At 73.3% G+C, this 22,332-nt stretch carries 28 protein-coding genes; 7 read left to right on the forward strand and 21 right to left on the reverse strand.

Annotation, left to right across the window (positions count from 1 at the left end; translation table 11 throughout):
• Positions 1 to 38: 38 nt before the first annotated feature.
• From trpM to hisI, 7 genes are all read right to left on the reverse strand, one after another.
• On the reverse strand, positions 39 to 227 hold the full coding sequence (gene trpM, locus IE294_RS49590) for a tryptophan biosynthesis modulator TrpM (protein ID WP_189883883.1): 189 nt from the start codon (positions 225 to 227) through the stop codon (positions 39 to 41).
• A gap of 20 nt (positions 228 to 247) precedes the next feature.
• The gene (trpC, locus tag IE294_RS08330) at positions 248 to 1,057 is read right to left on the reverse strand and encodes an indole-3-glycerol phosphate synthase TrpC (protein WP_189883885.1); all 810 of its coding nucleotides are present in this window, start codon (positions 1,055 to 1,057) and stop codon (positions 248 to 250) included.
• A gap of 133 nt (positions 1,058 to 1,190) precedes the next feature.
• Positions 1,191 to 1,634: a DUF2752 domain-containing protein gene (locus IE294_RS08335; protein WP_189883887.1), complete on the reverse strand. Its 444-nt coding sequence runs from the start codon at positions 1,632 to 1,634 to the stop codon at positions 1,191 to 1,193.
• A gap of 148 nt (positions 1,635 to 1,782) precedes the next feature.
• A complete protein-coding gene (locus IE294_RS08340; RefSeq protein ID WP_058080189.1) occupies positions 1,783 to 2,040 on the reverse strand; it encodes an HGxxPAAW family protein in 258 nt (85 codons plus the stop codon).
• 160 nt (positions 2,041 to 2,200) lie between these two features.
• Entirely contained in the window at positions 2,201 to 2,839 is a 639-nt protein-coding gene (locus IE294_RS08345; RefSeq protein WP_189883889.1) for a TIGR02234 family membrane protein, read from the reverse strand.
• Positions 2,840 to 2,911: 72 nt separating this feature from the next.
• On the reverse strand, positions 2,912 to 4,390 hold the full coding sequence (locus IE294_RS08350) for an anthranilate synthase component I (protein ID WP_189883891.1): 1,479 nt from the start codon (positions 4,388 to 4,390) through the stop codon (positions 2,912 to 2,914).
• An 11-nt stretch (positions 4,391 to 4,401) separates the two neighbouring features.
• Positions 4,402 to 4,803, reverse strand: coding sequence for a phosphoribosyl-AMP cyclohydrolase (hisI, locus tag IE294_RS08355; protein WP_189883893.1), 402 nt, complete (start codon positions 4,801 to 4,803; stop codon positions 4,402 to 4,404).
• 118 nt (positions 4,804 to 4,921) lie between these two features.
• On the opposite strand from hisI, the gene IE294_RS08360 reads away from it, so the two are divergent.
• Together IE294_RS08360 and IE294_RS08365 are read left to right on the forward strand one after the other, a co-directional pair.
• A complete protein-coding gene (locus IE294_RS08360; RefSeq protein WP_189883895.1) occupies positions 4,922 to 5,557 on the forward strand; it encodes a TIGR03085 family metal-binding protein in 636 nt (211 codons plus the stop codon).
• 12 nt (positions 5,558 to 5,569) lie between these two features.
• A complete protein-coding gene (locus tag IE294_RS08365) occupies positions 5,570 to 5,968 on the forward strand; it encodes a VOC family protein (protein ID WP_189883897.1) in 399 nt (132 codons plus the stop codon).
• Positions 5,969 to 5,975: 7 nt separating this feature from the next.
• On the opposite strand, the gene IE294_RS08370 is transcribed toward IE294_RS08365, so the two are convergent.
• From IE294_RS08370 to hisD, 10 genes are all read right to left on the reverse strand, one after another.
• On the reverse strand, positions 5,976 to 7,214 hold the full coding sequence (locus IE294_RS08370) for an MFS transporter (protein ID WP_189883899.1): 1,239 nt from the start codon (positions 7,212 to 7,214) through the stop codon (positions 5,976 to 5,978).
• Positions 7,215 to 7,236: 22 nt separating this feature from the next.
• Positions 7,237 to 7,824 (reverse strand): ArsR/SmtB family transcription factor, encoded by a 588-nt coding sequence (locus tag IE294_RS08375; RefSeq protein ID WP_189883901.1) that lies wholly within the window; start codon positions 7,822 to 7,824, stop codon positions 7,237 to 7,239.
• Between the two features lie 137 nt (positions 7,825 to 7,961).
• Positions 7,962 to 8,717 (reverse strand): imidazole glycerol phosphate synthase subunit HisF, encoded by a 756-nt coding sequence (gene hisF, locus IE294_RS08380; protein ID WP_189883903.1) that lies wholly within the window; start codon positions 8,715 to 8,717, stop codon positions 7,962 to 7,964.
• A gap of 24 nt (positions 8,718 to 8,741) precedes the next feature.
• Positions 8,742 to 9,131, reverse strand: a complete 390-nt coding sequence (locus tag IE294_RS08385) for a RidA family protein (protein WP_189883905.1) — start codon at positions 9,129 to 9,131, stop codon at positions 8,742 to 8,744.
• Positions 9,128 to 9,853 (reverse strand): bifunctional 1-(5-phosphoribosyl)-5-((5-phosphoribosylamino)methylideneamino)imidazole-4-carboxamide isomerase/phosphoribosylanthranilate isomerase PriA, encoded by a 726-nt coding sequence (priA, locus tag IE294_RS08390; protein WP_189883907.1) that lies wholly within the window; start codon positions 9,851 to 9,853, stop codon positions 9,128 to 9,130. Before priA ends, IE294_RS08385 begins: the two co-directional genes overlap by 4 nt.
• 3 nt (positions 9,854 to 9,856) lie before the next feature.
• Positions 9,857 to 10,513 carry an imidazole glycerol phosphate synthase subunit HisH gene (gene hisH / locus IE294_RS08395; RefSeq protein ID WP_189883909.1) on the reverse strand — a complete coding sequence of 219 codons (657 nt, stop codon included), beginning with the start codon at positions 10,511 to 10,513 and terminating at the stop codon, positions 9,857 to 9,859.
• On the reverse strand, positions 10,504 to 10,668 hold the full coding sequence (locus IE294_RS08400; protein ID WP_014672133.1) for a CG2302 family histidine operon protein: 165 nt from the start codon (positions 10,666 to 10,668) through the stop codon (positions 10,504 to 10,506). Before IE294_RS08400 ends, hisH begins: the two co-directional genes overlap by 10 nt.
• A 3-nt stretch (positions 10,669 to 10,671) precedes the next feature.
• Positions 10,672 to 11,265 (reverse strand): imidazoleglycerol-phosphate dehydratase HisB, encoded by a 594-nt coding sequence (hisB, locus tag IE294_RS08405; protein ID WP_189883912.1) that lies wholly within the window; start codon positions 11,263 to 11,265, stop codon positions 10,672 to 10,674.
• Positions 11,262 to 12,374: a histidinol-phosphate transaminase gene (locus tag IE294_RS08410; protein ID WP_189883914.1), complete on the reverse strand. Its 1,113-nt coding sequence runs from the start codon at positions 12,372 to 12,374 to the stop codon at positions 11,262 to 11,264. Before IE294_RS08410 ends, hisB begins: the two co-directional genes overlap by 4 nt.
• The gene (gene hisD, locus IE294_RS08415; protein ID WP_189883916.1) at positions 12,371 to 13,696 is read right to left on the reverse strand and encodes a histidinol dehydrogenase; all 1,326 of its coding nucleotides are present in this window, start codon (positions 13,694 to 13,696) and stop codon (positions 12,371 to 12,373) included. Before hisD ends, IE294_RS08410 begins: the two co-directional genes overlap by 4 nt.
• Before the next feature lie 197 nt (positions 13,697 to 13,893).
• Between hisD and IE294_RS08420 the strand changes: the two genes are divergently transcribed.
• The 4 genes from IE294_RS08420 to ybaK all read left to right on the forward strand — a co-directional run bounded on the left by IE294_RS08420 (position 13,894) and on the right by ybaK (position 18,035).
• Positions 13,894 to 15,471 carry an oxidoreductase gene (locus IE294_RS08420; protein ID WP_189883918.1) on the forward strand — a complete coding sequence of 526 codons (1,578 nt, stop codon included), beginning with the start codon at positions 13,894 to 13,896 and terminating at the stop codon, positions 15,469 to 15,471.
• A gap of 219 nt (positions 15,472 to 15,690) precedes the next feature.
• Entirely contained in the window at positions 15,691 to 16,764 is a 1,074-nt protein-coding gene (locus IE294_RS08425) for a hypothetical protein (protein WP_189883920.1), read from the forward strand.
• 11 nt (positions 16,765 to 16,775) lie between these two features.
• Complete coding sequence (locus IE294_RS08430) at positions 16,776 to 17,516, forward strand: LON peptidase substrate-binding domain-containing protein (RefSeq protein ID WP_189883922.1); 741 nt, start codon at positions 16,776 to 16,778, stop codon at positions 17,514 to 17,516.
• An 18-nt stretch (positions 17,517 to 17,534) separates the two neighbouring features.
• Positions 17,535 to 18,035, forward strand: coding sequence for a Cys-tRNA(Pro) deacylase (gene ybaK / locus IE294_RS08435; RefSeq protein ID WP_189883925.1), 501 nt, complete (start codon positions 17,535 to 17,537; stop codon positions 18,033 to 18,035).
• Positions 18,036 to 18,050: 15 nt separating this feature from the next.
• Here the strand turns inward: ybaK and IE294_RS08440 are convergent, their stop codons facing one another.
• The 4 genes from IE294_RS08440 to IE294_RS08455 all read right to left on the reverse strand — a co-directional run bounded on the left by IE294_RS08440 (position 18,051) and on the right by IE294_RS08455 (position 21,915).
• Positions 18,051 to 18,677 (reverse strand): AAA family ATPase, encoded by a 627-nt coding sequence (locus IE294_RS08440; protein WP_189883927.1) that lies wholly within the window; start codon positions 18,675 to 18,677, stop codon positions 18,051 to 18,053.
• Between the two features lie 34 nt (positions 18,678 to 18,711).
• On the reverse strand, positions 18,712 to 19,524 hold the full coding sequence (locus tag IE294_RS08445) for an ABC transporter permease (protein ID WP_189883929.1): 813 nt from the start codon (positions 19,522 to 19,524) through the stop codon (positions 18,712 to 18,714).
• Positions 19,525 to 19,618: 94 nt separating this feature from the next.
• Positions 19,619 to 20,632: an ABC transporter ATP-binding protein gene (locus IE294_RS08450; protein ID WP_189883931.1), complete on the reverse strand. Its 1,014-nt coding sequence runs from the start codon at positions 20,630 to 20,632 to the stop codon at positions 19,619 to 19,621.
• Positions 20,633 to 20,691: 59 nt separating this feature from the next.
• Positions 20,692 to 21,915: an NYN domain-containing protein gene (locus IE294_RS08455; RefSeq protein ID WP_189883933.1), complete on the reverse strand. Its 1,224-nt coding sequence runs from the start codon at positions 21,913 to 21,915 to the stop codon at positions 20,692 to 20,694.
• Positions 21,916 to 22,140: 225 nt separating this feature from the next.
• Here IE294_RS08455 and IE294_RS08460 point away from each other — a divergent pair, with 225 nt between their 5' ends.
• Entirely contained in the window at positions 22,141 to 22,308 is a 168-nt protein-coding gene (locus IE294_RS08460; RefSeq protein WP_189883935.1) for a hypothetical protein, read from the forward strand.
• The last annotated feature ends 24 nt before the right edge of the window (positions 22,309 to 22,332 follow it).

Here is a 22,332-nt window from a genome sequence, read left to right on the forward strand (position 1 = left end):
GGTGTGGTTGCTCGCGCACACGCGGCGGTGGCCGCGCGTCAGACAGGAGTCCCGCGCCCCTTCGGGGCGCGCTGCCATCGGCGTCCGTTGACCTGCCCGGGTTCGTCGCCGATGACGTACCGGACGCGACGGCCGTGCACGCGCCGCGCGGGCGCCCGGCAGCCACGCGGACGGCAGCCGCGCGCCAGGCGCGCGTGCCGGTCCACGGTCGTCACGGTGGGAGTCATCGGTGCCAAGCCTAGCGGGATCAGCCGCGCCCGTGCCGCAGGGCCGGGTGTTCGCCCGCCGCCACCAGGTCGGCCACCGCGGCCTTGGGGTCGCGGCCGGTCACCAGGGACTCGCCGACCAGCACCGCGTCGGCGCCGGCGTTGGCGTACGCGATCAGGTCGTGCGGGCCGCGGACGCCCGACTCGGCGACCTTCACGATGGTGTCCGGGATCTCCGGGGCGACCCGCTCGAACGTGCCGCGGTCCACCTCCAGCGTCTTCAGGTTGCGCGCGTTGACGCCGATGACCTTGGCGCCCGCGTCCACCGCCCGCTCGACCTCGTCCTCGTCGTGCACCTCGACCAGGGGGGTCAGGCCGATGGACACCGCCCGCTCGATCAGCGACTCCAGGGCCGGCTGCTCCAGGGCGGCCACGATCAGCAGCGCGAGGTCGGCGCCGTACGCCCGGGCCTCCCAGAGCTGGTACGACGTGACGATGAAGTCCTTGCGCAGGACGGGGATGTCGACCCGCGCGCGCACCGCCTCCAGGTCGGCGAGCGAACCGCCGAACCGGCGCTGTTCGGTGAGGACGGAGATGACGGCCGCGCCGCCCGCTTCGTAGTCCGCGGCGAGTCCGGCGGGGTCGGCGATGGCGGCCAGCGCGCCCTTGGAGGGGCTGGAGCGCTTCACCTCGCAGATCACCTTGACGCCGTCGCCCTTGAGCGCGGCCACCCCGTCCTTGGCGGCGTGGGCCTTGGCCGCGCGCTCCTTGAGCTCGTCGAGGGTGACGCGTGCCTGCCGCTCCGCGAGGTCGGCACGGACTCCGTCGATGATCTCGTCGAGCACACTCACGCGAGCGGCCCCCTTCCAGACGGTGGTTCCTTCAGGTTCTGAAAACCCGTGGTCAAACCGATGGTATCCGCAGGAGCGCCGAGGCCTCGCATCCGGTGGCGGGCGGTCCCACTACCTGGACATTCGCTGTTGATCAAGGGTGGAGCCAGCCACCGAACGGCAGGTTCCGGACGACGGTGAACACCAGCAGCAGGACGCCGGCCGCCCACAGCGGCGCCGGTCCGAGGTCGATCCGCAGCGGCCTGCCGCGTGCCGCGCGGACCAGCCAGACGGTCCACAGCACGGCGAAGCCCAGATAGGCGGCCACGGCCGGCGCGTTGTCGCGCAGGGCGGCGAGGAGGTCGCCGTGCACGAAGGCGTGCGCACTGCGCAGCCCGCCGCAGCCGGGGCAGTACAGACCGGTGAGCCGGTACAGGGGGCAGACGGGGTAGTGCCCGGGTTCACCCGGATCGACGACACCGACGTAGGCGAAGGCCCCGCCGACGGCCGCGAACAGCCCCGCGGGGACGGCGACCCGCCGCCAGCGGGGGACGAGCCCCGGCACCGGGCGGCCGGAGGCATCCACAGGGGTGTTCACGGGGGCATCCGCGGGGGCGTTCACGCGGGCATTCTCCCCCGCCGCCCGTCAGCGTGCCCGCTCGCGGTCGCGGTCCGCGGCACCGTCGACTGCGACGCGAAGGGCGGCCGGCACCGGGTGCCGGCCGCCCTTCGCGGAAACCCTGGGCTCAGCTCTCCGCCGCGGCCGGCTCCCGCGTGGCCGCGGGCGCGGTGTGCGGCAGCGTACGGGACTCCTTCGGCTGCCCCAGACCCATGGCGCGCATGATGCCGCCGACCACACCGCCGAGGAGCGTGAGGGCCATGCCGGCCCAGAAGCCGACGGGCTGGGCCATCACCATGAAGGCGCCCGCGACGCAGAAACCGATGAAGGCGATGATGACACCGGTCCAGGCGGCCGGGGTGTGACCGTGGCTGCTGCCCGCCATGACTTGCTCCTCGTTGCTGTGTACGTGTCGTACTGTCCGAGCCGGACGCTCGCCCTCCATTGTCCCGTACGCGCGCGCGTGCCCGACGCGGGGGTGGCGTCTGTTTCACCACACCTGGGGTCCCCGCTCCGGATGCGGGCTCCGGGTGCGCCCCGCGGATTCAGGCGCCCGTCGGGTCCTCGCCCCGGTCCAGCGCCTTCCAGATCTCCTCGGGCCGCTCCGGATCGACCGGCCGGGCCGTGCGCCGCGGGCGGGCGGTGCCGCGCTCGTAGCGGCCGGACATGGCGGGCCACAGACGGCCGTAGCGCAGGGCGAGCAGTCCGGCGAGCAGGAGCAGCACGCCGCCGGCGGCGGCGACATACGGCCAGCCGGTGTGGGTGAGCGCGTCGACCGTGGCGGAGGTGTCGCCGCTCGCCTTGGCGGCCTGCTCGTCCAGCGCGGAGCTGTCGGAGGCGGACACGAGGGCCGCCGCCGCGATCCCGGCGCCGGACAGCGCGAGCAGCCCGGAGACGAGGAACCGGCCGGCCCTGCGGACGGCGAAGACGGCGACGAGCGCGGCGAGGCCCACTATGGCGAGGGCCGCGGGGACGCCCGTGACGTCGCTGCCCTTGGCGGTCAGCGGGAACGCTCCGCCGGCCACCGTCGCGGTGCCCTCCGCCCAGCGCTGCCGGGTCGCGAGCAGCGCCACGGCCGCGCCGAGCGCACCGCACAGGAGGGCCAGGGCGAGGCTCCGCCGGCCGGACCGGGCGGACGCGGCGGCTTGGGAACGGGGGTCAGGTACGGCAGTCACGTACTCCACTATCGCCTGAACCCCGGGTGAGCCGTCACCCGGGGTTCGTATGAGAAGCGCCCTACGCGCGAGCGGAACGCCCTACGCGCCCAACCGGTTGGCGGTGTGCACGGCCCGCAGCACCGCCGCCGCCTTGTTGCGGCACTCCTGGTCCTCCGCGACCGGGTCGGAGTCGGCGACGATGCCGGCGCCGGCCTGGACGTAGGCCGTGCCGTCGCGGAGCAGGGCCGTACGGATGGCGATCGCGGTGTCGGAGTCGCCGGCGAAGTCCAGGTAACCGACGCAGCCGCCGTACAGGCCGCGCCGGGACGGCTCCAGTTCGTCGATGATCTGCATCGCGCGGGGCTTGGGGGCGCCGGAGAGGGTGCCGGCCGGGAAGCAGGCGGTGAGCACGTCGAAGGCCGTGCGGCCGGGGGCGACCGTGCCGGTGACGGTCGAGACGATGTGCATCACGTGCGAGTAGCGCTCGACGGACATGAAGTCGACCACCTCGACCGAGCCGGGCTCGCAGACCCGGCCGAGGTCGTTGCGGCCGAGGTCGACCAGCATCAGGTGCTCGGCGCGTTCCTTGGGGTCGGCGAGGAGTTCCTCGGCGAGGGCCTGGTCCTCCTGCGGGGTGGCCCCGCGGTGCCGGGTGCCGGCGATGGGGTGGACCATCGCGCGTCCGTCCTCGACCTTCACCAGTGCTTCCGGGGAGGAGCCGACGACGTCGAACCCGTCGAAGCGGAAGAGGTACATGTACGGCGAGGGGTTGGTGGCCCGCAGGACCCGGTAGACGTCCAGGGGGCTGGCCGTGCACGGGGTCTCGAAGCGCTGGGAGGGCACGACCTGGAAGGCCTCGCCCGCGCGGATGCGCTCCTTGACGTCCTCGACGGCCCGCTGGAAGTCGGGGCCGCCCCAGCGGGCGGTGTACTCGGGCAGCTCGGAGGGCGGCAGGTGGGCCGGGGGCTGGGCGACCGGGCGGGTGAGGTCGGCCTCCATGGCGTCGAGGCGGGCGACGGCGTCCGCGTACGCCTCGTCGACGCCGGTGTCGAGGTCGTTGTGGTTGATCGCGTTGGCGATCAGCAGGACCGAGCCCTCCCAGTGGTCCATCACCGCGAGGTCGCTGGTCAGCAGCATGGTCAGCTCGGGCAGCCTCAGGTCGTCGCGCTCGCCGGGGCCGATCTTCTCCAGACGGCGGACGATGTCGTAGCCCAGGTAGCCGACCATGCCCCCGGTGAAGGGCGGCAGGCCCTCCTGGTGCGGGGTGTGCAGGGCCTGGAGGGTGGCGCGCAGGGCCGCGAGGGGGTCGCCGTCGGTGGGGACGCCGACGGGCGGGGTGCCCAGCCAGTGGGCGTGTCCGTCCCGCGCGGTGAGCGTGGCGGCGCTGCGGACGCCGACGAAGGAGTAACGGGACCAGGAGCGGCCGTTCTCCGCGGACTCCAGCAGGAAGGTGCCGGGGCGCTCGGCGGCGAGCTTGCGGTACAGCGCGACCGGGGTGTCGCCGTCGGCGAGCAGCTTGCGCGTGACCGGGATGACACGCCGGTCGGTGGCCAGCTTGCGGAAGGTCTCCAGTTCCATGGCCGCTGACCTTACTGACCGGATCCGGGTACGCCCGAACCGGCGTCCTTGAGGAGCACGTCCGCGTCGAAGCAGGTGCGGGCGCCGGTGTGGCAGGCGGCGCCGACCTGGTCGACCTTGACCAGCAGGGTGTCCGCGTCGCAGTCCAGCGCGACCGACTTCACCCACTGGACGTGGCCGGAGGTGTCGCCCTTGACCCAGTACTCCTGGCGGCTGCGCGACCAGTAGGTGCAGCGGCCGGTGGTCAGCGTCCGGTGCAACGCCTCGTCGTCCATCCAGCCGAGCATGAGCACCTCGCCGGTGTCGTACTGCTGGGCGATGGCGGGGACGAGCCCGTCGGCGCTGCGCTTGAGCCGCGCGACGACCTCCGGGTCGAGGCTGCTGGGCCGGGGGGCACCGGTCGTACTGGTCATGGGTCACATTGTGCCGCGCGGGACCGACAGCGGGACGCGGCCGTCCAGGAAATGGTCACGACGGCGCGGAGCGACTCCACGGGTGGGCGGACCGGTTACGTGGTCGTAGGCTGACACCATGTCGACCTTCGCCAAGCGTGAACGGCTCCTTCTCGCCGACCTCTTGGAAACCGCCGGGCCGGACGCCGAGACCCTCTGCGAGGGCTGGCGGACCCGGGACCTGGCCGCGCACGTGGTCGTGCGCGAGCGCCGCCCGGACGCGGCGGGGGGCGCGCTGATCAAGCAGCTCGCGCCGCGTCTGGAGAAGGTGACGGCCGAGTACACGGCGAAGCCGTACGAGGAGCTGATCCAGCTGATCCGTACCGGCCCGCCGCGCTTCTCGCCCTTCCAGCTCAAGCAGATCGACGAGGCGGCCAACATCGTGGAGTTCTACGTCCACACGGAGGACGTCCGCCGCGCCCAGCCGGACTGGAGCCCGCGCGAGCTGGACCCGGTCTTCCAGGACGCGCTGTGGTCCCGCCTCGAACGCGCCGCGCGGCTGATGGGCCGGGGCGCGCCGACGGGTCTGGTGCTGCGCCGCCCGAACGGCCAGACGGCGGTGGCGCACCGGGGCACCCCGGTGGTCACGGCGACCGGTGAGCCGTCGGAGCTGCTGATGTTCGCGTTCGGGCGGCAGCGCGCGGCCAAGGTGGAGCTGGACGGCGACACGGAGGCGATCGCCAAGCTGCACGAGACCAAGCGGCTGGGCATCTGAGAGGGCCGGGCCGTGATCAAGGTGGCGATGACCGGCGTCTACGTCGACGACGTGGCGACGGCGCACGCCTTCTACACCGACGTCCTCGGCTTCGAGACCCGTACCCGCATGGACCTCGGCGACGGCACGCTCTTCGTGACGGTCGGGGCGCGGGAGGGCGCCCAGCCGGATCTCCAGCTGCTGCTGGAGCCCGGCCAGGGCCCGATCGCGGAGCCGTACCGCAGGGCGCTGCACGAGGCGGGGCTGCCGTGCATCGTCTTCTCCGTGGACGACCTGCAAGCGGAGTACGACCGGCTGCGCGGCCTCGGTGTCCGGTTCACGCATCCCCCGCAGGAGCAGGGGCCGGTCATCGCGGCGGTGTTCGACGACACGGTGGGCAATCTGGTGCAGCTGGTTCAGCCCAAGGAGTGAACGGCGGTCAGCCCGGGAGTTCGGCGCGGCGCAGGGCCGGTACGGCAAGGGCGACGACCCCGCCGAGCCCGCAGACGACCGCGCTGGCCACGAACACCGGGCCGAGGCCCCAGGCCCCGATCGCGGCGGCGGCGAACGGCATGCTCAGCGGGGTGAGGCCGAGGCTGACCAGGCCGGAGACGGAGGTGACCCGGCCGAGGTAGGCGGGATCGGACTGGGTCTGGAGCAGGGCACCGCACATCGCGCCGCTGAGCCCGGTGAGCAGGCCGACCAGCACGGCCGTGCCGACGGCCGTGACGAGACCCGGCACGTAGGCGAGGGCGCCGATGGCCACGCAGCCCGCGATGATGGCGGCCCCGGCGACCAGCCCGGCGCGCGGCAGCCGCCCCCGGACGGCCAGCAGCAGCGAGGCGGCCCCCGCGCCGACCCCGAATCCGGCGAGCACCCAGCCCATGCCCGCGGCACCCCAGCCGCGGGCGTCGGCGAGCAGGGTCAGCCCGACGTTCAACGGCCCGACGAAGCCGAGGTCGCCGAGGGCGATGGCGACCATCAGCGGCGCGAGCACCCGGTGCCGCCGGATGTACCGCAGCCCGGCCCTCAGGTCGCCCCAGGGGGTCCCCGCCGTGCCGGGGGTGCCGTCCTCGGGCAGTTCCCGCACCCGCACCGACACCAGGAGCGGTACGGACAGCGCGATGAGCAGCCCGGCGACGGTGAACGCGGCCGGGGCTCCGCCGGCGGCCACGGCGAGCCCGCCGAGCGGGGCGCCCACGACGCTCGCGAAACGGATCGCGAGGCCGCGCATGCCCTGGACGCGGGCGAGCTGGTCCTTCTCGGCGAGACGGGCCGGCAGCGCGCCCACGGCGGGCATGAACACGGCGTCGACGGTGCCGAAGGCCAGCGCCAGCAGGGCGAGCGGCCACAGCCCGGGGCTGGTGAGGTACAGCAGGGCGGCCACGGCGAGGACGGCGGCACAGCGTACGGCGTCACTGCCGATGACGACCCGGCGCGGCCCGAACCGGTCGGCGACCACTCCCCCGCCGAGCATCAGCACGGCCCTGGGCAGCGCGCTCGCCGACATCACGAGCCCGGCCTGCGCGGGGCTCCCGGCCTGGACGGCGGCCCAGGACAGGGCGAGGTAGTAGACGCTGTCGCCGAGCATCGAGGAGGTGTAGGCCCCGAGCCAGCGCAGCACGTTGGGGTCGCGGTGGGCCCGCGCGGTGGCCGGCGGTATGAGCGTGGCGGTCACGGGAGGGCTGTCCTCTCAGACGTCAGACACGGAACGGGAAGCCGTACACGTGCAGCGCGACGTGCTCGCGCCCCTCGGTGTCACCGGCGGCCTCGCGGGCCCGCCCCCGCTCGTCGTACCGCTTGAGCAGATCGGTCAGGTCCTTCTTCAGCTCGGCGAGTTCACCGGCGGTGAGCCGGAGCAGGGACTCGGAGTCGTGGGCCGCGGTGTTCCACCCGGGGCCCCAGTGGGCGCGTTCGTCGAGGTACCTCCGGTACATCCCGGCGCGCTGCTCCAGGAACATCCGCGAGGCCGCCAGGTGCGCCGCCGCCTTCTCGGGGGCGTCCCGGAAGTCCTCGTCGCGGATGGTGACGCCCTCGGACGACGGCTGCCACCAGCGCTCCCGCGCGTCCGCGCTGCGCGGCTCAGCCTCCTCGACGAGACCGTGCTCGGCCAGCTTGCGCAGGTGGTAGCTGACGAGGGAGACGGCCTCGTCCACCTGCTCGGCGAGCTGTGAGGCGGTGGCGGCCTCCGCGACGAACAGCAGGCGGTACAGCCTCATGCGCAGCGGGTGGGCGAGCGCCTTGAGCGTCCCGATGTCCGTGATCCGGCGGTTCTCCTCGCGTGCCATGATCCGAACCCTAGATACGAAAGAGAAGTTGCGCAATATTCTTTGCGCAACTTCTCTCGCGTGACTTCTCTCGTGTCCTGCGCGTCCGGCGCACGAAAAGGCCCCGGCCGACCGGCCGGGGCCCTTCGGAGCGGCGGCTACCTCACCGGGTGCCCCGCGCCCCGCAGCGCGTCCTTCACCTGACCGATCCTCAGGTCGCCGAAGTGGAAGACCGATGCCGCGAGGACCGCGTCCGCGCCCGCGTCGATGGCCGGGGGGAAGTCGGCCAGCTTGCCGGCGCCGCCGGAGGCGATCACCGGGACGGTCACGTGCTTGCGCACCGCCGCGATCATCTCCAGGTCGTAGCCGTCCTTCGTGCCGTCCGCGTCCATGGAGTTCAGCAGGATCTCCCCCGCGCCCAGCTCGGCCGCCCGGTGCGCCCACTCCACCGCGTCGATGCCGGTGCCGCGCCGGCCGCCGTGGGTGGTGACCTCGAAGGTGCCCCCGGGAGTGCGGCGCGCGTCCACCGAGAGGACCAGCACCTGCCGGCCGAACCGCTCGGCGATCTCGCGGATCAGGTCGGGGCGCGCGATGGCCGCCGTGTTGACGCCCACCTTGTCGGCGCCCGCCCGCAGCAGCTTGTCCACGTCCTCCGCCGTGCGGACGCCGCCGCCGACGGTCAGCGGGATGAACACCTGCTCGGCGGTGCGGCGCACCACGTCGTACGTCGTCTCCCGGTTGCCGGAGGACGCGGTGATGTCCAGGAACGTCAGCTCGTCGGCGCCCTCGGCGTCGTACACCTTGGCCATCTCGACGGGGTCGCCGGCGTCGCGCAGGTTCTGGAAGTTGACGCCCTTGACGACCCGGCCGTTGTCCACGTCCAGGCAGGGGATGACTCGGACCGCCAGGGTCATGAATCCACGGCTCCTTAAAGGCCTTCAGCCTCTGAATGCTTCTAGTTCTACTTCGACCAGGATGCGCGGGTCGACGAAGCCCTCCACGACCAGCAGGGTCGAGACCGGGCGGACGGCGTCGAACAGCTCCTGGTGGGCCCGCCCGACGGCGTCCACGTCCCGCACATGGGTCAGGTACATCCGCGTACGGATCACGGACTCGATACCGAGCCCGAGCTCGCCGATCGCCTCCAGGGCGCTGGTGAAGGCCACCTTGGCCTGTTCGTACGGGTCGCCCTCCCCGTACAGCACGGTGCCCTTGAAGGACGTCGTGCCGCCCACCAGCACCCGGTCACCCGCCGCGACGGCGCGTGCGAACCCGAAACTCTCTTCCCAGGGACTTCCGCTCTGCACGCGCCGCACGGCTCCGTTCATGACGACACAGCCTCCAAGGCCTCTTCCAGGGTGAACGCCTTCGCGTACAGCGCCTTCCCTACGATGGCGCCCTCGACACCGAGGGGTACCAGTTCGGCGAGGGCGCGGAGGTCGTCCAGGGACGACACGCCGCCGGAGGCCACGACCGGGCGGTCGGTGGCGGCACACACGTTCTTCAGCAGCTCCAGGTTGGGGCCCTGGAGGGTGCCGTCCTTGGCGATGTCGGTGACGACGTAGCGGGCGCAGCCCTCCTTGTCCAGGCGCTCCAGCGTCTCGTAGAGGTCGCCGCCGTCGCGGGTCCAGCCCCGGCCGCGCAGCGTGGTGCCGCGCACGTCCAGGCCGACGGCGATCTTGTCGCCGTGCTCGGCGATGACCTTGGCGACCCACTCGGGGGTCTCCAGGGCGGCCGTGCCGAGGTTCACCCGGGTGCAGCCGGTGGCGAGGGCGGCGGCGAGGGTGTCGTCGTCGCGGATGCCGCCGGACAGCTCCACCTTGATGTCCATGGCCCTCGCGACCTCGGCGATCAGGGCGCGGTTGTCGCCGGTGCCGAACGCGGCGTCCAGGTCGACCAGGTGCAGCCACTCGGCGCCGGACCGCTGCCAGGCGAGGGCGGCCTCCAGCGGGGAGCCGTAGGAGGTCTCGGTCCCGGCCTCGCCGTGCACGAGGCGGACGGCCTGGCCGTCGCGGACGTCGACGGCGGGGAGGAGTTCGAGCTTGGCCATGGTCTACAGGGTTCCGATCCAGTTGGTGAGGAGCTGGGCGCCGGCGTCGCCGGACTTCTCGGGGTGGAACTGGGTGGCCCACAGGGCGCCGTTCTCCACGGCGGCCACGAACGGCTTGCCGTGCGTCGACCAGGTGACCTTGGGGGCCTCGATCACCGGGTTGTGGCTCTCCAGGGCCCAGTCGTGGACGGCGTAGGAGTGCACGAAGTAGAACCGCGCGTCGGCGGGCAGGCCGGCGAACAGCCGCGAGTCGGCCGGGGCGTCCACGGTGTTCCAGCCCATGTGGGGCACGACGTCGGCCTGGAGCGGCGCGACCGTGCCGGGCCACTCGTCCAGGCCCTCGGCCTCCACGCCGTGCTCGATGCCGCGCGCGAAGAGGATCTGCATGCCGACGCAGATGCCCATGACGGGGCGCCCGCCGGACAGCCGGCGGTCCACGACCCAGTCGCCCCGGGCGGCGCGCAGGCCCCGCATACAGGCGGCGAAGGCGCCGACGCCCGGCACGAGCAGGCCGTCGGCGTTCATGGCCTTGTCGAAGTCACGCGTGATCTCGACGTCGGCGCCCACGCGCGCGAGGGCCCGCTCGGCGGAGCGGACGTTGCCGAAGCCGTAGTCGAAGACGACGACCTTCTTGTTCGTGGACGTGGTGCTCAATTCCACACCTCCAGCCGCATGACGCCCGCCACCAGGCACAGCCCCGCGCCGATCGAGAGCAGCACGATCAGGCTGGTGGGCATCTTCTGCTTGACGAAGGAGATGATGCCGCCGACCAGGAAGAGGCCGACGACGATCAGGAGGGTCGACAGACCGGTCATGGGTTACAGCGCGCCCTTCGTCGACGGGAGGATGCCGGCCGCGCGCGGGTCGCGCTCGGAGGCGTAACGCAGCGCCCGGGCCAGCGCCTTGAACTGGCACTCCACGATGTGGTGCGCGTTGCGCCCGTACGGGACGTGCACGTGCAGCGCGATCTGCGCCTGGGCGACGAAGGACTCCAGGATGTGCCGGGTCATCGTCGTGTCGTACTCGCCGATCATCGGCGCCATGTTCTCGGGCTCGGTGTGCACGAGGTACGGGCGGCCGGACAGGTCGACGGTGACCTGGGCGAGGGACTCGTCCAGCGGGACCGTGCAGTTGCCGAAGCGGTAGATGCCCACCTTGTCGCCGAGCGCCTGCTTGAAGGCGGCGCCGAGCGCGAGGGCGGTGTCCTCGATGGTGTGGTGGGAGTCGATGTGCAGGTCGCCGTCGGTCTTGACGGTCAGGTCGAACAGACCGTGCCGGCCGAGCTGGTCGAGCATGTGGTCGTAGAAGCCGACGCCGGTGGCGATGTCGGTCCGGCCGGTTCCGTCGAGGTCCATCTCGACCAGCACCGACGTCTCCTTGGTGGTGCGCTCCACGCGTCCAACGCGGCTCATCGCTCAAGCTCCTTCTTCAACTCACGGACCGCGTCGAGGAACGCGTCGTTCTCTTCCGGGGTGCCGGCGGAGACCCGCAGCCATCCCGGTACGCCGTTGTCCCGGACCAGGACGCCCCGGTCGAGGATCTTCCGCCAGGCCTCGTGGGCGCTGGCGAACCGGCCGAACTGCACGAAGTTCGCGTCGGACTCGGTCACCTCGTAACCGATCGCGCGCAGCTCGGCGACCAGCCGGTCCCGCTCCGCCTTCAGCTGCTCGACGTACCCGAGCAGCGTGTCGGTGTGCTCCAGCGCGGCCAGGGCGGTCGCCTGGGTGATCGCCGACAGGTGGTACGGCAGCCGGACCAGCTGGACGGCGTCCACGACCGCCGGGTGCGCGGCCAGGTAGCCGAGGCGCAGGCCGGCCGCGCCGAACGCCTTGGACATCGTCCGGGAGATCACCAGGTGCGGGCGGCCGGCCAGCAGCGGCAGCAGCGAGTCGCCGTGGCTGAACTCGATGTACGCCTCGTCCACGACCACCATCGACGGCTTGGCCGCCTGCGCCGCCTCGTACAGCGCGAGGACCGTCTCCGGCGGGACCGCGTTGCCGGTGGGGTTGTTGGGGGTGGTGATGAAGACGACGTCCGGCTCGTGCTCGGCGATGGCCCGCCGGGCCGCGTCGAGGTCGATCGTGAAGTCCTCGGCGCGCGGGCCGGGGATCCAGCCGGTGCCGGTCCCGCGCGCGATGAGCGCGTGCATCGAGTACGACGGCTCGAAGCCGATCGCCGTGCGGCCCGGTCCGCCGAAGGTCTGGAGAAGCTGCTGGATGACCTCGTTGGAGCCGTTGGCGGCCCACACGTTCTCGACGCCGAGGGGGTACTTGCCGGTCCTGGTGAGGTACTTGGCCAGCTCGGTGCGCAGCTGGACGGCGTCCCGGTCGGGGTAGCGGTTCAGGCCGCGGGCGGCCTCGCGCACCCGCTCCGCGATCCGCTCGACCAGCGGCTCGGGCAGCGGGTAGGGGTTCTCGTTGGTGTTCAGCCGTACGGGGACGTCCAGCTGGGGCGCGCCGTAGGGGGACTTGCCACGCAGCTCGTCCCGTACGGGGAGGTCGTCGATCCGCACGTCGCTCACTTGCTCTCGGGTACCTTCCAGCCGAACCGCGCCTTGACCGCCGCGCCGTGCGCCGGCAGGTCCTCCGCCTCCGCCAGCGTCACCACGTGGTGGGCGACCTCGGCGAGCGCGTCCTTCGTGTAGTCCACGATGTGGATGCCGCGCAGGAAGGACTGGACGGACAGGCCCGAGGAGTGGCAGGCGCAGCCGCCGGTGGGCAGGACGTGGTTGGACCCGGCCGCGTAGTCGCCGAGGGAGACGGGGGCCCAGGGGCCGATGAAGATCGCGCCGGCGTTGCGGACCCGGTCGGCCACCGCCGCGGCGTCGGCGGTCTGGATCTCCAGGTGCTCGGCGCCGTACGCGTCGACGACCCGCAGGCCCTCGTCGATGCCGTCGACCAGCACGATGGCGGACTGCTTGCCCTTCAGCGCGGGCACGATCCGGTCCTCGATGTGCTTGGTGGCCGCGACCTGCGGCTCCAGCTCCTTCTCGACCGCGTCCGCCAGCTCGACGGAGTCGGTGACCAGGACGGCCGCCGCCAGCGGGTCGTGCTCGGCCTGGCTGATCAGGTCGGAGGCGACGTGCACCGGGTCGGCGCCGGCGTCCGCGAGGATCGCGATCTCGGTCGGGCCGGCCTCGGCGTCGATGCCGATCTTGCCGGTGAAGTAGCGCTTGGCGGCGGCGACCCAGATGTTGCCGGGCCCGGTGACCATGGTGGCGGGCGGGCAGGACTCCGTGCCGTACGCGAACATCGCGACGGCGGTGGCGCCGCCGGCCGCGTACACCTCGTCCACGCCCAGCAGGGCGCAGGCGGCGAGGATCGTCGGGTGCGGCAGCCCGCCGAACTCGGCCTGGGCCGGTGAGGCGAGCGCGATGGACTCGACGCCGGCCTCCTGGGCGGGCACCACGTTCATCACCACGGAGGACGGGTAGACCGAGCGGCCGCCGGGCGCGTACAGCCCGACGCGCTCGACCGGAACCCATTTCTCGGTCACCGAGCCGCCGGGCACGACCTGTGTGGTGTGGGTCGTGCGGCGCTGCTCGCGGTGGACCAGCCGGGCGCGCCGGATGGACTCCTCCAGGGCGGCGCGCACGGCCGGGTCGAGTCCGGCGAGCGCGTCGGTGAGCGCCTGGGCCGGGACACGGACGGTTTCCAGCCGTACTCCGTCGAACTTCTCGGCGAAGTCGATCAGCGCCGCGTCGCCACGATGATGCACGGCCTCGCAGATCGGGCGCACCTTCTCCAGGGCGGCCTGAACGTCGAAGTCGGCTCGGGGCAGCAGGTCGCGCAGGGCGGGGCCCTCGGGAAGGGCGTCGCCGCGCAGATCGATTCGGGAAATCACAGTCCCAATTCTCTCAGACCGCCGCCGGGAGCCGTCCGCACGTATCAATGGCTGATACAGGCCGTGGGCCAATGACTGGTACAGAGGGTGGCCGGAACCCGGAAGATCACCTTCACGGGTGGTGTCCCGGCGGTCACAGAGGGCATGAACGGCTGTACGAAAACCATCGAACCGAAAGAGGAGAGAAGAGGAGAACGGTGAGCGAGGGGGCCGGCATCCGCACGGGGGACCTGCCGGACGACCTGACCGCGACCGAGGCGGGCATGTGGCAGGCCTTCCGCAACGGCAGCGTGTACGACCTGACCAGCGGCGACTTCGCGGTGGACGATCCGCACGGCGGGCACCCCTGGGGTCCGGAGCGGACCGTACGGGCCCGCATCGTCTGCTGGCTGCTCCTCGACGGCCCGCCGGCGCTCGCCGGCCGGGTGTCCGCGCTGAAGCTCGCCGGCGTGCGCATCACCGACCCGCTGGACCTGGCGGGCGGCCAGGTCACGCCGTACGTGGAGCTGCGCGGCTGCCGCTTCGACGAGGAGATCCGGCTGCCGGAGGCCCGGTTCACGACCCTGCGCCTGGTGGACTGCGCGGCGCCGCGCCTGGAGGCCGCCCGCGTGCACACGGAGGGTGATCTGCATCTGCCGCGCTGCCGGTTCCAGAACGGGGTCCGGCTGACGGACGCGCACATCGGCACCGATCTGCTGCTCAACCAGGCGGTCGCCTACCGGGACCGCAGCGGGCGGTCGATCGCGGCCGACGGCCTGACCGTCGGCCAGGACCTCCAGGCGGAGATGCTGGAGTCGCACGGCGAGTTCAGCCTGCGCGGCGCCCAGATCGGCGTCTCGCTCAGCCTGCGCGGCGCCAAGCTCGCCAACCCCTACGCCCGGTTCGCCCTGAACGCCCCCCAGCTGACGGTCGAGCGCACCCTGTACCTGACCCCGGCCGGCGTGGGCAACCCGCTGCTGAGCGGCACGACGCCCGCGCGCGGGACGCGCATCCAGCGCTTCGAGTCCCGGGGCGGGGTGCGCCTGGACGACGGGCGGTTCGGGGACGCCGTCGACCTGGAGCGGGCCGGGTTCGCCTTCACCGACGACCAGGAGCTGTCGCTGCGCCGGGTGCAGACGCCGGAGCTGCGCTTCCTCGGGGACAAGCCGCAGCGCGGCAAGGTGGTGCTGTCCGGGGCGCGGATCGGGAACCTGGTGGACCGGGCGAGCAGCTGGCCGGACGCGGGCAGTCTGCACATGGGCGGGTTCACCTACGAGAGCCTGGTGCCGCAGGGCCCGTTCCCGCTGGCCCAGCGCCTGGACTGGGTGGCGGCGGCCACCGCCGAGTACGCCCCGGAGCCGTACGAGCGGCTGGCGGCGGTGCTGCGCGCGGCCGGGGAGGACGAGGACGCGCGCGAGGTGCTGCTCGCCAAGCAGCGCCGGCGGCGGGAGACGCTGCCGCTGGCCGGCAAGTTCTGGGGCTACCTCCAGGACTGGACGGTCGCCTACGGCTACCGCCCCGGCCGGGCCGCGGTGTGGATGGCGGTGCTGTGGGCGGCGGGCACGCTCGCGTTCACGCGCGCGGACCATCCGCCGGTCAGCTCCGGCGGCCATCCGGTCTGGAGCCCGGCGCTGTTCACGCTGGACCTGCTGCTGCCGGTGATCGACCTGGGCCAGGCCGGCCAGTGGCAGCTGCGCGGCGGCTGGCAGTGGCTGGCGGCGGCGCTGATCCTGATCGGCTGGGTGCTGGCGACGACGGTGGCCGCGGGCGCGACCCGGCTGCTGCGGCGGAGCTGACGGCACCCGGCGGCGCCGACGACACCCGGCGCGAGGCCGGCGCCGTCCAACAGGACCGGCCATCCATCAGGACTGCCGGAATCTGCCCTTCGCGCACACACTCCACACAAAACACACATTCACCCTTTACCGGTCCTTGACTCTCGACCGTACAACTTTCCCCGACTTGCCCAGACCCTCTGGCGCCGCCCCGACCTGCGGACTTTCAATGGTCGAACCATGGCTCTGCTGCCCTCGTTCATCCGCCCCACCCGGATGGCCAAACGCTCCGCGCGCCCGGCCGGCCGCCCGCCGGCCGGGGACGAGGCCGTGCTCGACGCGCCCGACGACCGCCTCTCGCCCGCACTGGTCGCGGCCGGCCGGGGCGAGTACACCGCCGCGGCCGGCCTGCTCGCCGCCACCCGCAGCGCGGCCGACTGGGAGAACCGGGACCGGTACGTACGGCGCCTGACCGCCTTCGCCCGCTCGCGCCCCGAGTGGTACGAGGAGTGGCGCGCCGCCGCCCCGGACGACCCCGGCGTGCTGTTGCTCGGGGCCCAGCTGGCGGTGGACCGCGTCTGGTCCTCGCCCGCCCGGGCCGAGCTGCTGCGCGAGGTGAGCCCGCTCATCACCGCCGCCGCCCGCGCCGACGCCAGCGACCCGGTGCCGTGGCGGATCGCGCTCGACCACGCGCGCGGCTCGCGCACCGGGCACCGCTACTTCGAGGAGCTGTGGGAGGCGGCCGTCCGGCGCGCCCCGCACCACTACGGCTGCCACGTGGCCGCCCTGCGCTACCTGGCCGCCTTCTGCTGCGCCCGGTGGGGAGACACGCCCCACACTCCCCACGGCTCGCACCGCGCGTGTTTCGACTTCGCCGAGCGGGCCGCGCAGGACGCCCCGGCCCACTCGCTCGTCCAGGCACTGCCCGCCCGCGCGGCCTTCGGCTGTCTGACCGACGACCGAGGCCCCGACGTGCCGCGCGCCCGGCTGGACGCGGCCGCCGACCGCGCCATCGAGTTGTCCGGGCGTTTCCCGGCGGCCGACCCGTGGCCCGCCGAGGTCCGCAACAAACTGCTGTACGTCCTGCTGCGGCTGGACCGCCGGGAGGACGCCCGCGCCCAGCTGCGCCTGATCGGCCCCTACGCCACCTCCTTCCCCTGGGACCGGATCTCCGACGACCCGCTCGCCCACTTCCTGCGCGTGCGCGACCACCTGGAGACCGCGGCCCCGCGACCCGCCCCGGCCGGGCTGCTGACGGCGTCCCGGGACCCTCTCGGCGAACACGGCGGACACGCCCGCGCCGCCGACCACTAGGCTGGGGCGCCGTGACCACCGTCCGTCTTCCGCTCTTTCCGCTGAACTCGGTGCTGTTCCCGGGGCTCGTGCTGCCGCTGAACGTCTTCGAGGAGCGTTATCGCGCCATGATGCGCGCGCTGTCGAAGACCCCCGAGGAGGAGCCGCGCCGCTTCGCCGTCGTCGCCATCCGCGACGGCCATGAGGTCGCCCCGAGCGCCCCGGGCATGCCGGACCCCACGGCCCAGCCCGACCGGGGCCCGGCCGCCGGCTTCGGCCCCGACCCGCTCAAGGCCCTCCACGGGGTGGGCTGTGTGGCGGACGCGGCGACCATCCGGGAGCGGTCCGACGGCACCTTCGAGGTCCTGGCGACGGGCACGACGCGGGTCCGCCTGCTGTCCGTGGACGCGTCCGGTCCGTTCCTGACCGCCGAGCTGGAGGAGCTGCCGGAGGAGCCCGGGGACGAGGCCGGCGCGCTGGCGGAGGGCGTCCTGCGCTCCTTCCGCCAGTACCAGAAGCGTCTTGCGGGCGCCCGCGAGCGCTCGCTGTCCACCGGTGCCGACCTGCCGGACGACCCGGGCGTGGTGTCGTACCTGGTGGCCGCCGCGATGGTGCACGACACGCCGACCAAGCAGCGTCTGCTCCAGGCCCCGGACACCGCCTCCCGGCTCCGGGACGAGCTGAAACTCCTTCGCGCGGAGACGTCCATCATCCGTAGTCTGCCGTCGTTGCCCGCGTTCGAGCTGACGCGGACGCCGACCAGTCTGAACTGAGGGAAGCACGACACCCTGATGGCGAAGAAGCCGAAGAAGCAGCAGTCCGGGGGGACACCCGCGACGGTGGCCCTGACGGCGGCGGGCGTGGACTTCACGGTCCACGCCTACGACCACGACCCGTCCCACCCCTCCTACGGCGAGGAGGCGGCGGAGGCGATGGGCGTCTCCCCCGAGCGCGTCTTCAAGACCCTGGTGGCCGACGTGGACGGCTCCCTGGTGGTCGGTGTGGTCCCGGTGGCCGGCTCGCTCGACCTGAAGGCCCTGGCGGCGGCGGTGGGCGGCAAGCGGGCGACCATGGCCGACCCGGCCCTCGCCGAACGCACCACGGGCTACGTCCGAGGCGGCATCTCCCCGCTCGGCCAGCGCAAGAAGCTCCCGACGGTCATCGACGACTCGGCGGACTCCCACGCGACGATCTGCGTGTCGGCGGGCCGCCGGGGCCTGGAGGTGGAGCTGGCGCCGGGGGACCTGGCGAAGCTGACGGAGGCGGTGCTGGCGCCGATCGGACGCGGCTGACGCGGAGCCCCCGGGTCACGGCAGCTCGGGGTCCCGGGGCCCGAACAGCGCGGTCAGTCCGAGGTGCACCAGCAACCCCGTCAACGGCCACGCCAGCAACGCCCCCTTCGCCGACAGCTTCAGCGGCGCCGAGAACGTCACCCCCTTGCCCACGGCCTGCGCGTGCGCGAGCACGTTCGACTCGGGTCCCAGCCACACCCCGAGCCGCCAGGCCAGCAGCGACCCGAGCAGCCCGCCGAGGCCGAGGGCCACCGCGAGCGGCACACCGCCGCGCCGCCGCAACAGGAACACCACCACGGCGCTGACCAGTCCGAAGGCGAGTCCCAGCAGGGTGAACGTCCCGTCCACCCCGACCGCCTGCTCGCCCTCGCTGTCCTTGAGGTAGACGACCCAGTTCTTGTCGACCTCGTCAGCGATCAGCGGCACGTGCGGCGCCAGCCACCACCACAACAGCCCCAGCAGCACCCCGCCGAGCGCCACCGCCACCGTGATCACGGCGGCCTCCCGCAGTTCCGTCTTCATCCCGGGGCCGTCCTGTTCGTACGTGCCCGCGCCCGGCGCCCCGGCGGGCGGCGGCGCCTGCCAGACCTGGTGCGGGGAGTTCTCGTGCGGCGGAGGAGGCGGAGTCAGCGGTGCGGTCACCCGACCATCGTGCCAGGTCGCGCTGTGGGCCGCGTCACCGGACGGCGGCCCTGCGGTACGCCCAGGTCGCCACGGCCAGCGAGACCACCCCGACACCCGCGCACACCCCCAGGTCAGCGAGGACGACGGCCCAGTCGGGGTCCGCCCCGAAGGTCCGCGCGTACGCCTCCACCCCGTAGGTCGACGGCAGCAGATCACGGGCCAGCCGTACGGCCTCCGGCATCCGGTCGGCCGGCAGCACGCCCAGCAGCAGCGCGGCCGACATGCCGAGTTGCCCGAGCAGCGTGGCCAGCTCCGGCCGGGGCGCGAGCAGCCCGCAGGCGGCGCCCAGCCCGGCCAGCGCGGCCCCGGCGAGCGGGATGACGGCCACCAGGATCCACAGGTTGGACAGCGGCAGCCCGAAGAGCGCGCAGCCGAAGACGGCCGTCACCAGCGTCCCCGGCACGGTGAAGGAGGCGTACGCCGCCGCCGCGCCCAGCACCACGGCCGCCGGCGGCACCGGCAGCGTGGCGTAGTGGTCGAGCCCGCCACTGGCCCGCAGCTGTCCGAAGTACTGCGACAGCAGGTTCAGCGCCACGTACGCGACGACCAGCACGGAGGACCCGGCCACCACGGACTGGGCCTCATGGCCGCTGTCGACGACACCGCGCATCATCACGGCGATGCCGATGGACTGGAAGGTCGCCACGAACAGCAGCGGGATCCGCGCCACCCGGGCCCGGGACAGCTGCGCCCGGTAGACGGCCACCAGCGACGGCCACAGCCGCGCGGACGGCCCGAGCTCGGCCGCCGTGTCCGGCACGGCCCGGGCACCGCCCGGCAGAACCTCGGCGGGTACGACACTCACGACGGGCTGCTCCTCTTCCCTACGGCAGTCGCCACGGCGGGCCTTCCCACCCCGGCGGTCGCGCGGACCCGTACGCCTTCCCGGGCCGGTGCGCTCATGTCTTCACCAGCCCCTGCCGGGCCGCGCCGCCCAGCTCCAGGTAGACGTCCTCCAGGCTGGGCGTGGCGAGCGTGAAGTCGTCCAGGGCGGCGAAGGCGGCACCGCCGGTCACCGTGGCGACGACGGCGCGGGCCTCCTCGGGCGCGAGCCGGAGCGTCCAGCGCCGGCCGGACTCCGCGGCCCGCTCGCGCAGCACGGCGACCTCGGGCACCTCCAGCGGCGCCCGCTCCCGCCACACCAGCTCCACCCGCACCTCGCCGGCGACCCGCTCCTTGAGTCCGGCGGGGGTGTCGCAGGCGATGACCCGGCCCTGGTCGAGCACGGCGACCCGGTCCAGGACCGTCTCGGCCTCGATGACGTTGTGGGTGACCAGCAGCACGGTCGTGCCGCGCTCGGCCCGCCGCCGGTCCACGGCCGCCCAGACCGCGCGCCGGGCCACCGGGTCCATGCCGGTGGTCGGTTCGTCCAGCACGAGCAGCGGCCGTTCCCCGACGAGGGCGGCGGCGAAGCAGGCGAGCCGCCGCTGCCCGCCGGACAGCTTCTTCAGCGCCCGTCCGGCGATCGGGGTCAGCCCCAGTTCCTCCAGGACGGCGTCCCGCTCGGCCCGCGCCCGCCGGACGTCCAGGCCGCGCAGGCGTCCGGTGGTCTCGGCGGCGAGCGAGACGGTCAGCTCGTCCAGTGCGGTGGACTCCTGGCCCAGGTAGGCGAGGAGCCGCGCGGCCCGCTCGGGATGGCGCACGATGTCGTGGCCGAGTATCTCGACGCTGCCCGTGTCCGGCCGCAGCAGCCCGGTGAGCTGCCGTACGAGGGTGGACTTGCCGGCGCCGTTCGGACCGAGCAGCCCGAAGACCTCGCCGCGCCGCACGTCCAGCTCCACCCCGTCGGTGGCCCGCACCTCGGGGGTGCCCGGGACGCCCCGCCGGCCCTTCACGGCCGGGTAGGTCTTGCCGAGCCCGCGCGCGCGTACGACCTCATCGTACCGAAGTGCCTGTCCCGCGCGCGTACTCACAAGGGACGAGCCTACGGGGTCGGGGGCCTTTACTCGCCTTTGGGGGCGGCCCCGGGCATTCAGTCGGCGGCGGGCGCGTGCTGTTCGGCCGCCGCCGGGACGTCGATCTCCCGCCAGAACCCCGCCCGAATGGCGTAACGGTCGTGCTCGTCGATCTGGTCGTCCTTGTGCGCGAGCAGTCCGAACCGCGCCGCGTACCGCAGCAGCTCCCCGTCGATCCGGTGCGGGATGCGCGGGTACATCTGCGACAGCCGCTGGAGGTGGCCCTGGTCGCCGAGCCGGGACATCCAGCGGCGGGCGAAGACCTGCCCGACCTCGTACGGGTCGCCGCCGACGGTGGTGATGTCCTCCTCCCGGTCGGCCCACCGCTGCTCGGCCGTGGTGAGCTGGGCCAGCGTCGGCATGGAGGCGACCTCGGGGGGCTCGGCGACCGCTCCCGGCCGGTCGACCCAGCCCTTGTCGGAGGACCAGCGCAGGGTCGCGGTCGCGGGGTGCTGCCCGGGCTGGGCGCCGGGTGCGCGCAGCGCGGCCAGGTCCTTGGGGGTGGGGACGCCCTTGGGGGCGGTCACCCGCTCCTGGGCGCCGTTCTCGGCCGCGGCGGCGGCCGGCGGGTGGGCGGGCTGTTCGGCGGGCCGCTCGCTCGCCGTGCCGAGCGCGGACTCGGGCAGCGGCGCGGAGAGGATCGCGGCGATCTCGGGGCGGGGCGCGGGCGGCGGGGCGCAGACGCCGGTCAGCTCCTTGGCGCGGACGGCCTGGGTGATCCAGGCGCGGTCCAGCACGCGCCGCTCGTCGGCCTCGGCGACCAGGTCCTCGGACTGGTTGTAGTCGCCATCGGCGGCCTGGACGGCCCACAGGTGGACGGCGACGCCGTGCTCCTTGGCGGCCATCATGCCCGGCAGCAGATCGCCGTCGCCGGTGACGAGGACGACGTCGGAGCAGGCGCGGTTGCGGGCCAGCTCGGTCAGTTCCGCGTGCATGGCGGCGTCGACGCCCTTCTGCGCCCACCGTCCGTCGCTGCGGGTGAGGGCGCCGAGGCGGACGGTGACCCGGGGCATCACGCGCAGCCGGCGATGCTCCGGCTGGGGGACCCGGTCGGGGGCGCCGTCGAACCAGTAGATGCGCAGCAGGGGGCGCTCGGTGTCGGACTCCGCGCGTTCCCGCAGCGCCTGGATCAGCGCGGCGTGGTCGACGGTGATCCGGGACCGCGAGGGCTCGCCGGCGAGGAGGCTGGCGGCGGCTCCCAGCAGATACCCGGCGTCCACCAGGACGATGCAGCGGTCCACGCGACTCACCCTCTTCCCGGGAGGTTTTGCTTCGGACTTCCTTCGAGTCTGCCCGACCTCGCGGGGGTTAACGGCCCGAACTCGATCTTCGGCGTGGCGTTTGCGGTTCCGGTGCGCCCACCACCCCTGTCACACACGGTAATTATCCGACATGCGCTTGATGTCAGCGTATGTGAATCTGGTCCCGGCCCTGGCCCCTAGATCCCCCACAGGAGGCAGATCACCATGGCCAAGAACAAGAACCGCAAGCAGTCCGGCCCGCAGAACCGCGCTCCGCAGTCCGAGCACGCGCAGCGTCCGCAGACGGAGGAGCACGAGCCGCCCATGGCGCACGCCCCGGGCAGCCCTTCGGAGGCCGCGCGCAAGAAGCAGAAGAACTTCGGCCACAACTAAAGGGCAGTTGAAGCCCGGGCACAG

The organism is Streptomyces canarius (genome assembly GCF_014650735.1).
Classification (GTDB): Bacteria; Actinomycetota; Actinomycetes; order Streptomycetales; family Streptomycetaceae; genus Streptomyces; species Streptomyces olivaceoviridis.